11 protein-coding genes are annotated in these 14,978 nt (G+C 51.5%); 8 read left to right on the top strand and 3 right to left on the bottom strand.

All coding sequences use genetic code 11. From position 1 onward, the window contains the following. Positions 1–14: 14 nt before the first annotated feature. The gene (locus RYZ59_RS00810; protein ID WP_318048889.1) at positions 15–1,064 is read right to left on the bottom strand and encodes a YeiH family protein; all 1,050 of its coding nucleotides are present in this window, start codon (positions 1,062–1,064) and stop codon (positions 15–17) included. 133 nt (positions 1,065–1,197) lie between these two features. Here RYZ59_RS00810 and yieE point away from each other — a divergent pair, with 133 nt between their 5' ends. After that, on the top strand, positions 1,198–2,079 hold the full coding sequence (gene yieE, locus RYZ59_RS00805) for a DNA-binding transcriptional regulator YeiE (RefSeq protein ID WP_048211165.1): 882 nt from the start codon (positions 1,198–1,200) through the stop codon (positions 2,077–2,079). 195 nt (positions 2,080–2,274) lie between these two features. Next, a complete protein-coding gene (gene lysP / locus RYZ59_RS00800; protein WP_137383673.1) occupies positions 2,275–3,744 on the top strand; it encodes a lysine-specific permease in 1,470 nt (489 codons plus the stop codon). Between the two features lie 868 nt (positions 3,745–4,612). Here the strand turns inward: lysP and RYZ59_RS00795 are convergent. Next, positions 4,613–6,598 (bottom strand): ligand-gated channel protein, encoded by a 1,986-nt coding sequence (locus RYZ59_RS00795; RefSeq protein WP_318048885.1) that lies wholly within the window; start codon positions 6,596–6,598, stop codon positions 4,613–4,615. Between the two features lie 273 nt (positions 6,599–6,871). Further along, complete coding sequence (gene fghA / locus RYZ59_RS00790) at positions 6,872–7,711, bottom strand: S-formylglutathione hydrolase (protein ID WP_318048883.1); 840 nt, start codon at positions 7,709–7,711, stop codon at positions 6,872–6,874. Between the two features lie 321 nt (positions 7,712–8,032). Between fghA and folE the strand changes: the two genes are divergently transcribed. The 6 genes from folE (at position 8,033) to mglC (ending at position 14,952) form a co-directional block, all read left to right on the top strand. Continuing rightward, the gene (gene folE, locus RYZ59_RS00785) at positions 8,033–8,701 is read left to right on the top strand and encodes a GTP cyclohydrolase I FolE (protein WP_003027410.1); all 669 of its coding nucleotides are present in this window, start codon (positions 8,033–8,035) and stop codon (positions 8,699–8,701) included. Between the two features lie 14 nt (positions 8,702–8,715). Then, on the top strand, positions 8,716–9,873 hold the full coding sequence (gene yeiB / locus RYZ59_RS00780) for a DUF418 domain-containing protein YeiB (protein ID WP_318048881.1): 1,158 nt from the start codon (positions 8,716–8,718) through the stop codon (positions 9,871–9,873). A gap of 144 nt (positions 9,874–10,017) precedes the next feature. Then, positions 10,018–11,040, top strand: coding sequence for an HTH-type transcriptional regulator GalS (gene galS, locus RYZ59_RS00775; protein ID WP_318048879.1), 1,023 nt, complete (start codon positions 10,018–10,020; stop codon positions 11,038–11,040). Between the two features lie 295 nt (positions 11,041–11,335). Then, on the top strand, positions 11,336–12,334 hold the full coding sequence (gene mglB, locus RYZ59_RS00770; protein ID WP_043016958.1) for a galactose/glucose ABC transporter substrate-binding protein MglB: 999 nt from the start codon (positions 11,336–11,338) through the stop codon (positions 12,332–12,334). A gap of 71 nt (positions 12,335–12,405) precedes the next feature. Beyond that, complete coding sequence (gene mglA, locus RYZ59_RS00765; RefSeq protein ID WP_048211171.1) at positions 12,406–13,926, top strand: galactose/methyl galactoside ABC transporter ATP-binding protein MglA; 1,521 nt, start codon at positions 12,406–12,408, stop codon at positions 13,924–13,926. 15 nt (positions 13,927–13,941) lie between these two features. Further along, on the top strand, positions 13,942–14,952 hold the full coding sequence (gene mglC, locus RYZ59_RS00760) for a galactose/methyl galactoside ABC transporter permease MglC (protein WP_003027393.1): 1,011 nt from the start codon (positions 13,942–13,944) through the stop codon (positions 14,950–14,952). Positions 14,953–14,978 lie beyond the last annotated feature (26 nt).

The raw sequence follows: 14,978 nt of genomic DNA, 5'->3' as shown, positions 1-14,978 counted from the left end.
TGAGTCGTGATCGATTATGCCATCAGCGCGTGGATGGCAACGTTAATCGCGCCACCGCCCACAATCAGCCAGACAAACAGCACCAGTGCCATCAGCAGAGGTTTTGCACCGGCTTTTTTCAGCGCACTGACGTGAGTGGTCAGCCCCAGTGCGGCCATCGCCATCGCCAGCAGCACGGTGTCCAGCGTAACCAGCATGTTCACCACTGGCTGTGGCAGCAGGTGGAACGAGTTAAAAATCGCGACCACAATAAACAGGATGGCAAACCACGGAATAGTGATTTTGCTTTTCTCTCCGCCGGTCGCCGGAGACAGTTGTTTAACACGTGCCGCCAGGATGATGAGGAACGGAGCCAGCATCATGACGCGCAGCATTTTAGCAATGACGGCTGCGTTTTCAGCTTCCGGGGTGATTGCATGCCCGGCAGCAACAACCTGTGCAACTTCATGCATCGTGGAGCCAATATAAATCCCGTAGGTTTCCGGGCTAAACCAGTGCGCCAGTAGCGGGTACATTGCCGGGTACAGGAAGATAGCAATGGTCCCGAAGATAACCACGGTAGCTACAGCGACCGTTACCTTACTGGCCTCTGCTTTCACCACCGGCTCGGTGGCTAATACCGCGGCGGCACCACAAATGCTGCTCCCCGCGCCAATCAACCAACTGGTGTGTTTGTCCAGACCAAAGACTTTCTGTCCGAGGAAGCAGGCCAGCATAAAGGTGCTGCTGAGCGTCAGGACATCAATGACGATACCGCTGACACCAACGTCGGCTATTTGGGCGAAGGTGAGGCGGAAACCATACAGGATGATCCCCAGACGCAGTAAATGTTGCTTGGCAAATAGCACGCCACCGTCACAGCTTTTCCAGATTTGTGGGTACACGGTGTTGCCGATAACCATCCCGAATAAGATGGCTAAGGTGAGGGCGCTGAACCCGGCACCTGCGACGGCGGGAATGGAACCTCCCCATAAGGCGGCCCCGGTGATAACTGCACTCAGGGCAAGCCCCGGAATAAAATGCCACACTGTACGACGATGATTCTGTAGGGCGAGTTCAGTCATAACCCCTCCTGAACAATTTGAATGATTTCTTGGCAAAAATTGTAAGGTGAAGTGGCTTAAAAATAAAATTGATTATATATTTATAATTAATCTTTATAAGTGGTAAGCGCGGGCTACCCGCTGGAAAACGACTATGCATATCACTCTGCGACAACTTGAAGTGTTTGCTGAGGTACTGAAAAGCGGCTCGACGACTCAGGCATCTGTCATGTTGTCATTGTCGCAGTCAGCGGTGAGTGCTGCGCTGACCGATTTAGAGGGGCAACTTGGCGTGCAACTGTTTGACCGTGTCGGCAAGCGGCTGGTCGTCAATGAGCACGGGCGCTTACTCTATCCGCGTGCGTTGGCCTTGCTCGAGCAAACGACAGAAATCGAACAGCTTTTTCGTGAAGATAATGGCGCGATTCGCGTCTATGCCAGTAGCACCATCGGCAACTATATTTTACCTGCCATGATTGCAGGTTACCGGCGTGATTTCCCCGACTTGCCGCTGGAACTCAGCGTGGGCAACAGCCAGGATGTTATCAATGCGGTGCTGGATTTTCGGGTCGACATCGGGCTTATTGAAGGGCCCTGCCACAGTACGGAGATCATCTCTGAACCATGGCTGGAGGATGAACTGGTGGTATTTGCTGCGCCGTCATCGCCGCTAACCACGGGTCCCGTGACGCTGGAGCAACTTGCGGCTTCGCCCTGGATCCTGCGCGAACGTGGGTCGGGTACTCGCGAGCTGGTGGATTACCTGTTGCTGTCTCATCTACCGAGATTTCAGATGGCAATGGAGTTGGGTAACTCTGAAGCTATTAAACATGCTGTCCGCCATGGCCTGGGGATCAGCTGCTTGTCACGTCGGGTTATTGCCGAACAACTGCAGGCAGGAACGTTAAGCGAAGTTCCGGTGCCGTTGCCACGTCTGGTCCGCACGCTTTGGCGCGTCCATCATCGCCAAAAACATCTTTCAAACTCGCTGCTGCGTTTTTTGCGTTATAGCGACCAGGTAGAGCAGGTTGAATAAGACGCTGGTGCGTCGCGCCTGCAATGAACATCCCATCTTCAACTGAGGGCAATCGTCATACGTTGCCCATTTTCTGCTTTACTTATAATCCGCGGCCAGTCATGAAGGTCTCTTATAACAGCGCATTTGTGCCGGAAGAATGCCATTTCGTCTGCTACAATCGCGCCTCATTTTTTGGATGGATAGCATTTTCACATGGTTTCCGAAACTAAAACCACAGAAGCGCCCACGCTACGCCGTGAACTGAAGGCGCGTCACCTGACGATGATCGCCATTGGTGGTTCCATCGGTACGGGTCTTTTTGTTGCATCTGGTGCAACCATTTCTGCGGCGGGTCCTGGCGGCGCGCTGTTTTCCTATATTCTGATTGGCCTGATGGTGTACTTCCTGATGACCAGTCTCGGTGAGCTGGCTGCCTACATGCCGGTTTCCGGTTCGTTCTCTACCTACGGTCAGAACTATGTAGAAGAAGGCTTTGGCTTCGCGCTCGGCTGGAACTACTGGTACAACTGGGCGGTGACTATCGCCGTGGACCTGGTGGCCGCACAATTGGTAATGAGCTGGTGGTTCCCGGATACGCCAGGCTGGATCTGGAGTGCGCTGTTCCTTGGCGTTATCTTCCTGCTGAACTACATTTCGGTACGTGGATTTGGCGAAGCAGAGTATTGGTTCTCACTGATCAAAGTTACCACCGTGATTATCTTCATCGTGGTTGGCGTGATGATGATTATCGGTATCTTCAAAGGTGCTCAACCGGTGGGCTGGAGTAACTGGACGACAGGTGATGCACCCTTTGCTGGTGGTTTTGCCGCCATGATTGGTGTGGCGATGATCGTCGGCTTCTCCTTCCAGGGGACCGAGTTGATTGGTATCGCCGCGGGCGAATCTGAAGATCCAGAGAAGAACATTCCACGCGCGGTGCGCCAGGTATTCTGGCGAATTCTGCTGTTTTATGTGTTCGCGATTTTGATTATCAGCCTGATTATCCCGTATACCGATCCGAGCCTGCTGCGCAATGATGTAAAAGACATCAGCGTCAGCCCGTTCACGCTGGTATTCCAGCACGCGGGTCTGCTGTCTGCGGCGGCGGTGATGAACGCCGTTATCCTGACGGCGGTGCTGTCGGCGGGTAACTCCGGTATGTATGCATCAACGCGTATGCTCTACACCCTGGCATGTGACGGTAAAGCGCCGCGTATTTTCTCTAAACTGTCTCGTGGCGGCGTACCGCGTAACGCGCTGTATGCGACGACTGTCGTGGCAGGTCTGTGCTTCCTGACATCCATGTTTGGTAACCAGACGGTGTACCTGTGGCTGTTGAACACCTCCGGGATGACGGGTTTTATCGCCTGGCTGGGAATTGCGATTAGCCACTATCGTTTCCGTCGTGGTTATGTGTTGCAGGGCCATGATATTAAGGATCTGCCGTATCGCTCAGGCTTCTTCCCTCTGGGGCCGATCTTTGCCTTTGTCCTGTGCCTGATAATCACCCTGGGGCAAAACTACGAAGCGTTCCTGAAAGATACCATTGACTGGGGCGGCGTAATGGCAACCTACATTGGTATCCCGCTGTTCCTGATCATCTGGTTTGGCTATAAGCTGACCAAAGGAACCCGTTTCGTTCGTTACAGCGAAATGCACTTTCCGAAACGTGTGAAGAAGTAATCTTGTACCTGATGGTACCGCGCTTATCCGGCCTACGTAAGATAGTGTAGGTCGGGTAAGACCTCCGTGTTGCCATCCGGCAGACAATCACCCTCCCCCGGCACTCACGCTGTTCAGTTAACATTTTAGTTTCAGAAAGCATCAACATGTGTTGGCGGGGTAATGAACATGCTCTCTCTGAGAAAGGGTTCCGTTCACCTCATGTTCATCGCTTCTCTGTACACTGAACGCCTGTGAACGTGTTAAGGGTGCTATCGCCGCACCCTTAACAATCCCGGCTCCCGGCACGGAAAATTGTTGCTGCGCAATCCCCTCCGCTTATTCCTCCAGGCTACCGGGCCGGGCGCGATGCAACATCCCTGTCGCACGCACCCTGAACCCGCATCCCTGCGGGTTCTCCCGGCCTTACGGAAACACGTCGGCAATTTTCAGCCGGACCCGCCACGCCTGACCATCTGTATTTTTATTTGAACATGTTTGAACAGCAAAACAGATTTAACTGAAAGTCAGAGAGTTGAAGCGACACCCTGGTCCGGCTGAAAATCGATGAGGCGTTGACGGCTGACCGGGGCTGCCCGCAGGGATGCGGGCAGAGGGGACGGCCTGCAGGGACGCAGGCTCGACCCCGACCCGACAGGCAGACGGCATAAGACGAATAGCTCGCGCAGCGACGATTTTCCGTGCCGGGAGCCTGGGTTGCAAGGGAGGCGGCGGTGAGCCTCCCTTGCACGTTCACGGGTATCTGTGATTCAAAGAAGTGATACCGTTGAAGTGAACGGAACCCCGTAGCGGAATAAAATGTTCTCCATACATGCTTAACTAACAGGCATTAGACATTCACCTTGCCGGGGTTTTTATTGTCCAAACTTTAGAAGTTGTAAGTCAGGCCAACAGTGTAGCGACGACCATCAAGCACGGTGTCATAGGTATCGTAATCAATCTGTTTATCCAGCACGTTATACACGCCCGCAGTAAGCAGTACATCTTTGGTTGCGTAGTAACGCATACCGATATCGACCTGGGTATAGGAAGGAGTGCCTTGCGCCATGGAGGTACGGCTCAGGTATTCAGACGTTTTCCCGCGCAGATTCAGACGGCTCCAGAAACCGATATCCTGCGTAGCCTGCCAGTCCAGGGTGGTGTTAAACATATGCTTTGGCATTTTGTTTAACGGCTGACCCGAGAACTGACCACTTTTCTGTTCAGATTCCGTATAGGTGTAGTTTGCCGTCCAGTTGATGTCGGAGGTTATTTTCCAGCCGAAGGTGGATTCGACGCCGCGCATATTGGCTTTATCAACGTTAACCCGATCGCTGACAAAGTCGTAATGGGTGCTGCCAATAGTACAAGCCGGATCGGCACTGCTGTTACAGCGACGCACTTCGGTGATTTTGTTTTTGAAGTCGGTATTGAACAGCGTGACGCCCGCATTGAGGTCGTTGCCGTTATCCCACAGTAAACCGATCTCTTCGCTCAGGCTTTTTTCTGGTTTCAGATCCGGGTTGCCGACAATGATCCCGTTCAGACGACCGCCACCGGTCACTTGCCCCCAGCTTGCGGATGACTGGCGCAGATCCGGCGCGCGATAGCCCGCAGAAACACCGCCTTTTAAGGTCCATTGATCGCTCAGGTGCCATACGCCATAGCCGCGCGGCGTCCAGTTGTCACCGTAGTTTTCATCTTTATCCATACGCAGACCGCCGGTCAGCGTGAAAGTATCGGTAACCGCCCATTCATCTTCGGCAAACAGCGCCCAGCTCCAGCGGGTCAATTTGTTCAGACCGTCAGCTGCCTGCAGTTGGTTGCCGTTATCGCGCAGTTTTTCATAACGGTATTGCCCGCCAACTGTCAGGGTGTGCGCCCCGAGGAAGACCTGGTTCTGGTTATTGAAGATCGTATTGTAGGATTTCATCTGACGACCAGGGTTTTTGGTCTCTTCCTGCTGAACATAGCTGGTGCTGTTGAAATCGTCGTAATAACCGCTGTGGGTTAATGAATACGTTGTGTGTTCATAACGGTTGTAGCTTTTGCTGTTTGGCTTACAAACACCGTTACGGCAGTTTTCTGCCGCCATCGATTCGCCCGGCGTGCTGTTGCGATCCTGTAGTTCATGCGCGACATCGAAGTCGATGTCGTTTTTATCATCCGGGGTGAAGTTGAGGGTAAGTCCGCCGTTGCGCAGGCGCTGTTCATTGTAACCATTGACTATCTTATCTTCTCCGCGATGGGAGAACAGCCCGGTCACTTTTGCGCCGAGTAGCCCGTCGATCAGTGGTCCGGACGCGTAGGCGTTTGTCTGGTAAAGGTCACCGGAGTCCCGATCTTCCTGGAGGGTAGCATCACCATGTAGGGAGCCGGTCCAGGCTTTGGTATTCGAGACTTTTTTGGTGATCACGTTAATCACGCCGCCCATGGCGTCAGAGCCGTACAGCGACGACATCGGGCCGCGGATCACCTCGATACGCTCGATGGATTCCAGTGGCGGTAACCAGCCTTGCTCAATACCCGCGTTGTCGCTGTTCGGGCGGGTACCGCGTGTACTGATACGTTTACCGTTAACCAGGAAGAGCGTGTATTGCGAGGCCATACCGCGGATGCTGATATCGCTGCTGCTACCGCCGCCGGTCACAACAACACCAGGGACGTCTTTCAGTGCATCGGTCACATCGCGATACGCTTTATCTTCGATCTGCTGCTTGGTAATAACCGAAATGGAGGCGGGGGCATCCTGAATTTTTTGCTCAAACCCGGTGGCGGTGACGACCACGGTATCCTGGTCGGCGGCATAGACGAGTGATGGGAGACTCGCGACGCATACTGCGGCGGCTACAGCCTTAACGTGAGGTATAGTCATTTGTATCATTCCATTTAAATGAATCTAACTGCGTGTCATGTGAAAGGCCATGACAATTGTATGTATTTGTCTTTTAAGGACTCTTTTCAGTAAAGAAGCGGGGGGATTGTACAAAAGTGTGAATTTTTGTAAACACAAATGATAATAGAAATCATTTGTGTTTGATATGAAATTTGAGGAAGTGTTATAAAATCAATGAGATAGCGGAGAAATAAAAATGGATAAAAAGTGAAGGAATAATGGAGAAACCAAGAGGGCTTGCGCCCTCGAAGGCTACTTCAGCAGCAAATACTGGGCGTGAAAGCGCAGGTGATCCTCAATAAACGACGCAATAAAGTAATAGCTGTGGTCGTAACCTGGCTGGATGCGTAACGTCATTGGCCATGCAGTCTGACGGGCCGTTTCGGCCAGTACCGCGGGCTGTAGCTGATCGGCAAGAAACTGATCGCTGTCTCCCTGATCGATTAGCGTCGGAATCGCATCTGCGGGCTTGCTGGCCAGCATTAATGCGCAGCTATCCCACTCTGCCCATTGTGTTTTATCTTCGCCCAGATAAGCGCTAAAAGCTTTCTCACCCCACGGTACGCGACAAGGGTTTACGATCGGCGCAAAGGCGGAAACGCTGGTGTATTTCCCGGGGTTTTTCAGCGCCATAATCAATGCGCCGTGACCGCCCATGGAGTGTCCGCTGATGGCGCAGCGATCGCTGACGTTAAACTGCGACTGAATCAGGGCCGGAAGCTCATCACGCAGATAGTCATACATACGAAAATGCGTTGCCCACGGCTGCTGGGTGGCATTGAGGTAAAATCCCGCCCCCTGGCCTAAATCGTAGCCGTCATCGTTAGCTACCTGCTCGCCACGCGGACTGGTGTCCGGCATCACCAGCACAATGCCCAGCTCTGCTGCGATGCGCTGCGCGCCTGCTTTGGTGGTGAAGTTTTCATCATTACAGGTCAGACCCGACAGCCAGTACAGCACCGGAGGCGGGGTGGTATCGCGGGGTGGCGGAAGAAAAATACTGAAGGTCATGGTGCAATTTAGCGTGGTGGAGTCATGACGCCAGCGTTGCTGCCAGCCTTCAAAACAGCGGTGCTCTTCAAGCATTTCCATGCGTGGCTCCTTGTTGTGTTGAACCTGAATGTGTTTGCGAACTCACCATAATACAGATTATTCATTGCACTGTGAGTAACTTTCACTTCCGCATTGAGCAAACATACTTCATCATCTATATAACTTTACATTAACACTCGAATTCACCCGGTTGAACGACGTTTGAAATCTGTGTGCTAAAAGGCAGCACCAATTTCAATAATTATCGCGGCGAATACTGGATTATGTGCGCCGCCTCACGCACAATGTTCTGGCTGTGACACAGCCTAAAAACTTTGCCCCACGCAGGGCAGAGGCGCCCCACCTGCAGGAGAAAAAGAAATGTCATCACTCAGTAAAGAAGCGGCCCTGGTTCATGAAGCGCTGGTCGCGCGTGGTCTTGAAACACCGCTACGCCCGCCCGTGCAAGAGATGGATAATGAAACGCGCAAACGTCTTATCTCCGGTCATATGACCGAGATTATGCAATTGCTCAATCTTGATTTGAGCGATGACAGTCTGATGGAAACGCCACATCGCATCGCAAAAATGTATGTCGATGAGATTTTCTCCGGCCTCGATTACGCCAATTTCCCTAAAATCACCGTCATTGAAAATAAAATGAAGGTGGATGAGATGGTCACGGTTCGTGATATCACGCTGACCAGCACCTGCGAACATCACTTCGTCACGATTGATGGCAAAGCGACGGTGGCCTATATTCCGAAAGATTCGGTCATCGGTCTGTCGAAGATTAACCGCATTGTGCAGTTCTTCGCTCAGCGCCCGCAGGTCCAGGAACGGTTGACTCAGCAAATTCTCACCGCGCTGCAAACGCTGCTCGGGACGAATAATGTGGCGGTTTCAATTGATGCTGTGCATTACTGCGTGAAAGCGCGTGGTATCCGTGATGCGACCAGCGCCACCACCACCACCTCGCTTGGCGGATTGTTTAAGTCCAGCCAGAATACGCGTCAGGAATTCCTGCGCGCCGTGCGTCACCACAACTGATCAGGGCAGGGGCCATGGAGCGTAATGTCACGCTGGATTTTATTCGTGGCGTCGCCATCCTCGGCATCCTGCTTCTCAATATTAGCGCCTTTGGTCTGCCAAAGGCGGCCTATCTGAATCCTGCCTGGTACGGCAACATTACCCCGTCAGATGCCTGGACCTGGGCTGTGCTTGATCTCTTTGCGCAGGTGAAATTCCTCACGCTGTTTGCGCTGTTGTTTGGCGCGGGTTTGCAGATGCTGCTACCGCGAGGCAAACGTTGGCTCCAGTCGCGACTCACTTTGCTGGTCCTGCTGGGGTTTATTCACGGTTTGCTGTTCTGGGATGGCGATATCCTGCTGGCGTATGGTCTCATCGGGCTGATTTGCTGGCGGTTGGTTCGCGATGCCCCTTCCGTCAAAAGTCTGTTTAATACCGGCGTGTTGCTCTATCTGGTGGGCGTTGGCGTGCTGTTGCTGCTGGGGTTTATCTCCGGAAGTGAGACCAGTCGGGCCTGGACACCGGATGCTTCTGCGTTGCTGTATGAGAAGTACTGGAAGATTAACGGCGGTATGGAAGCGGTCAGTAATCGCGTGGATATGCTGTCGAATAGCTTACTGGCGCTGGGCGCACAGTACGGCTGGCAGTTGGCGGGGATGATGCTGCTGGGTGCGGCATTGATGCGCAGCGGTTGGCTGAAAGGGCAGTACAGTTTGCAGCACTATCGACGTACCGGCGCGTTATTGGTCATTATTGGCATTGCGATTAACCTGCCTGCTATCGTTGCGCAGTGGCATCTGGATTGGGCATATCGCTGGTGCGCTTTTCTGTTGCAGGCCCCGCGTGAGCTGGGCGCGCCGTTTCAGACAATTGGCTATGCCGCATTGCTGTTTGGTTTCTGGCCGCAGCTGAGCCGCTTAAAAGGCGTTGTTGCGATAGCCTGCGTTGGACGTATGGCGCTGACCAACTATCTGTTACAAACCTTAATTTGCACCACGCTGTTTTATCAATTCGGCTTATTTATGAAATATGACCGACTGGCGCTGCTGTTATTTGTCATTCCGGTCTGGGCCGTTAACCTGCTTTTCTCCGTCATTTGGCTGCGTTTTTACCGGCAAGGCCCGGTAGAATGGCTATGGCGTCAATTAACCCTGCGTGCGTCAGGGACATCATTACCGCGAACATCCAGATAACGATCTGGATCACATTCATTAACAAAATGGATGTAAGCGCTTTCATTCCTGTGACATCACTCACGCAGTCCGTTTCGTTGTGCTGACAAAATACCCAGCCTGGGGTGTCTGCGGGTAGCCGCAATCTAAAACAGGGCAGTGAATATGGTAACCATTCGTGATGTGGCACGGCAGTCTGGCGTTTCTGTAGCGACCGTTTCCCGCGTACTCAACAACAGTGCACTGGTGAGTCCCGATACGCGTGAAGCGGTAATGAAAGCTGTGACTCAGCTCGGCTATCGCCCTAACGCCAATGCTCAAGCGCTGGCGACGCAGGTGAGCGACACGATTGGGGTCGTGGTGATGGATGTATCAGATGCATTTTTTGGCGCGCTGGTCAAAGCCGTGGACCTGGTTGCCCAGCAGCATCAGAAGTACGTCCTGATTGGCAACAGCTACCACGAAGCCGAAAAAGAGCGTCATGCCATTGAGGTACTGATTCGTCAGCGTTGTAACGCACTGATTGTTCACTCGAAAGCGTTGAGCGATCGCGAGCTGGCGGAGTTTATGGATCAGATCCCCGGTATGGTGCTGATCAACCGCATTGTGCCGGGCTATGCGCATCGTTGCGTCTGTCTGGATAATATTAGCGGCGCCAAAATGGCAACCCGTATGCTGCTGAACAATGGGCATCAACGTATTGGTTACCTGGCGTCGAGTCACCGCATTGAGGACGATGCAATGCGTAAAGAAGGGTGGCTAAGTGCTCTGAAAGAACAGGGGATTACCCCGGCCGACAGTTGGATCGGTACCGGTTCACCGGATATGCAGGGCGGAGAGTCCGCCATGGTGGAACTGCTGGGACGTAACCTGCAACTGACGGCAGTCTTCGCTTACAACGACAATATGGCCGCTGGCGCGCTAACGGCGTTAAAAGACAACGGCATCGCCATTCCATTACATCTGTCTATCATTGGTTTCGACGATATTCCCATCGCACGTTACACCGACCCGCAGCTGACAACGGTGCGCTATCCCATTGCTTCTATGGCAAAAATGGCCACCGAGCTTGCGCTACAAGGCGCGGCGGGAACGCTGGATCCTGATGCAACTCATTGCTTTATGCCGACGCTGGTGCGACGTCATTCTGTGGCTTTGCGGCAGAATGCGGCACCGATCACTAACTGATAATGTCGGGCTATGTAACCGCTTTCAATATGTGAGTAAATTCACAGTATCTTAACAATGCGATAGCTATGATGACACTGTTTGCTGCGCTGTAACTACTATGTAACGGTGAATAATCACTTTCATCGAGGTATAGGCGTCTTAAACAACAATTAAAGCCTGTTTTTGGAGTGTTGCCAGACACGGAAGAAATATTTTTAAAAGTGAGCTTCGGCGTTCAGTAACACTTCAGTAACGTTCTGCCTGCCGAGCATTTATCTCAAGCACTACCCTGCATAATAAAACCGGAGATACCATGAATAAGAAGGTGTTGACCCTGTCTGCTGTAATGGCAAGCATGTTATTCGGCGCGGCTGCGCACGCTGCTGATACCCGCATTGGTGTGACTATCTATAAATATGACGATAACTTTATGTCTGTGGTACGTAAGGCTATTGAAAAAGATGCCAAAGCGGCGCCGGATGTACAGTTGCTGATGAATGACTCGCAAAACGATCAGTCCAAACAGAACGATCAGATTGATGTGTTGTTGGCAAAAGGCGTTAAAGCACTGGCTATCAACCTGGTTGACCCGGCAGCTGCTGGCACGGTCATTGAAAAAGCACGCGGACAGAACGTACCGATTGTATTCTTCAACAAAGAGCCTTCCCGTAAAGCACTGGACAGCTATGACAAAGCCTATTACGTCGGCACTGACTCTAAAGAGTCCGGCATTATTCAGGGTGATTTGATTGCCAAGCACTGGGCCGCTAACCCGAACTGGGATCTGAACAAAGACGGCAAAATTCAGTTTGTTCTGCTGAAAGGCGAACCGGGACACCCGGATGCCGAAGCACGTACGACCTACGTGATTAAAGAGCTGAACGACAAAGGCATTAAAACTGAGCAGTTGCAGTTAGATACCGCAATGTGGGATACCGCTCAGGCGAAAGATAAAATGGATGCGTGGATGTCTGGTCCTAACGCAAACAAAATTGAAGTGGTTATCGCCAACAATGACGCCATGGCGATGGGCGCAGTTGAAGCGCTGAAAGCGCACAACAAAACCAGCGTCCCGGTATTTGGCGTCGATGCGCTGCCTGAAGCACTGGCTCTGGTGAAATCTGGCGCCATGGCCGGTACCGTGCTGAACGATGCAAACAACCAGGCGAAAGCGACCTTCGATCTGGCGAGAAACCTGGCTGATGGCAAAGGCGCGGCAGACGGCACCAACTGGAAAATTGAGAACAAAATTGTTCGCGTTCCATATGTCGGTGTCGATAAAGATAATCTGGCAGAGTTCACCAACAAATAAATACTCCGTCTGTGGGCGCAATTTCATTGCGCCCTTAATTGCGCACTCTGCAAGGCCAACAAGGTATAATTATGGTCAGCACTAATACTCAGTCGTCAGGCGAATACTTGTTGGAAATGAGCGGCATCAACAAGTCCTTTCCCGGCGTTAAGGCTCTTGATAATGTCAATTTAAAAGTCCGCCCACATTCTATTCATGCTCTGATGGGCGAGAATGGCGCTGGAAAGTCAACATTATTAAAATGTCTTTTTGGGATCTATCAAAAAGATTCCGGTAGTATTTTATTTCAGGGTAAAGAAATCGATTTTCATTCTGCTAAAGAAGCGCTTGAGAATGGTATTTCAATGGTACACCAGGAATTAAACCTGGTATTACAACGTTCTGTAATGGACAACATGTGGCTGGGGCGCTATCCCACCAAAGGCATGTTTGTCGATCAGGAAAAAATGTACCGCGATACCAAAGCGATATTCGATGAACTGGATATTGACATCGATCCGCGTGCGCGTGTCGGAACATTATCTGTTTCGCAAATGCAGATGATTGAAATTGCAAAAGCATTTTCGTATGACGCCAAAATCGTCATTATGGATGAACCGACCTCATCGTTAACCGAGAAAGAGGTTAATCATCTGTTTACCATCATCCGTAAGCTGAAAGAGCGTGGGTGCGGGATTGTGTATATTTCTCACAAAATGGAAGAGATCTTTCAACTGTGTGATGAAATTACCGTGCTGCGCGATGGTCAATGGATTGCGACCCAGCCGCTGGAAGGGCTGGACATGGATAAGATCATCGCCATGATGGTCGGACGTTCACTGAACCAACGTTTCCCGGACAAAGAGAACAAGCCGGGAGAAGTGATTCTGGAAGTGCGTAACCTGACTTCTCTGCGTCAGCCGTCGATTCGTGATATCTCTTTTGATCTCCATAAAGGGGAAATTCTCGGCATTGCCGGTCTGGTTGGCGCGAAACGCACCGACATCGTTGAAACGTTGTTTGGCATTCGTGAGAAATCATCGGGCACGATTACGCTCCACGGCAAAAAAATCAATAACCACAGCGCGAATGAAGCGATTAACCATGGTTTTGCGCTGGTCACCGAAGAGCGTCGCTCAACCGGGATTTATGCCTATCTGGACATTGGTTTTAACTCGTTAATCTCCAATATCCAGAACTATAAAAATAAAGTCGGCCTGCTGGATAATTCCCGCATGAAGAGCGATACCCAGTGGGTAATTGACTCGATGAGGGTAAAAACACCAGGGCACCGTACGCAAATTGGTTCGCTTTCTGGCGGTAATCAGCAAAAGGTGGTCATTGGCCGTTGGTTGTTAACGCAGCCGGAAATCCTGATGCTGGATGAACCGACACGCGGTATTGATGTTGGCGCGAAATTTGAGATTTATCAGTTGATTGCTGAACTGGCGAAAAAAGGAAAGGGGATCATTATTATTTCCTCTGAAATGCCAGAATTGCTAGGTATTACCGATCGTATTCTGGTGATGAGCAATGGCCTCGTCGCGGGAATTGTTGAAACCAAAACCACAACGCAAAACGAAATCCTCCGTCTTGCGTCTTTGCACCTTTAAGATTAGGGGCTCCTCATGAGTGCGTTAAATAAGAAAAGTTTTCTTACTTATCTGAAAGAAGGCGGAATTTACGTTGTTCTTTTGGTTTTGCTGGCAATTATTATTTTCCAGGATCCCACTTTCTTAAGTTTACTGAACCTGAGTAATATTCTAACGCAATCCTCGGTGCGTATTATTATCGCGCTGGGGGTTGCCGGGCTGATTGTTACGCAAGGGACGGACCTGTCAGCAGGGCGCCAGGTTGGCCTGGCGGCGGTCGTGGCAGCAACCTTGCTGCAGTCGATGGAGAATGCCAACAAGGTGTTCCCGGAAATGGCGACGATGCCGATCATTGTAGTGGTGCTGATTGTTTGCGTGATTGGCGCCATTATCGGTCTGGTAAACGGTATCATCATTGCTTATCTGAATGTGACGCCCTTTATTACCACCCTCGGCACGATGATTATCGTCTACGGTATTAACTCCCTGTATTACGATTTTGTTGGGGCATCGCCAATTTCTGGCTTTGACAGCGGGTTCTCAACCTTTGCGCAGGGCTTTATTGCGCTGGGTAGTTTCCGACTCTCCTACATTACTTTCTATGCCTTGATTGCCGTGGCCTTTGTTTGGGTGCTGTGGAACAAGACCCGTTTTGGTAAAAATATTTTCGCTATCGGCGGTAACCCTGAAGCGGCGAAAGTGTCCGGTGTAAACGTGGCGCTGAACCTGCTGATTATCTATGCGCTGTCTGGTGTGTTCTATGCCTTCGGTGGTTTGCTGGAAGCAGGGCGTATCGGTTCTGCAACCAACAACCTCGGCTTTATGTACGAGCTGGATGCTATTGCGGCATGCGTGGTTGGCGGCGTGTCGTTCAGCGGTGGCGTGGGGACGGTTTTCGGCGTGGTGACCGGTGTGATTATCTTCACCGTCATCAACTACGGTCTGACCTACATCGGCGTGAACCCTTACTGGCAGTACATTATTAAGGGCGGCATCATCATCTTCGCCGTCGCGCTGGATTCACTGAAATACGCACGTAAGAAGTAACGATTAGAACGCTAAAAGCCCGGTGC

The organism is Citrobacter sp. HN-141 (assembly GCF_033341895.1).
Taxonomy (GTDB): Bacteria; Pseudomonadota; Gammaproteobacteria; order Enterobacterales; family Enterobacteriaceae; genus Citrobacter.
Note: the sequence above shows the minus strand (reverse complement) of the source record. Positions and strands in the feature narration are given on the sequence as shown.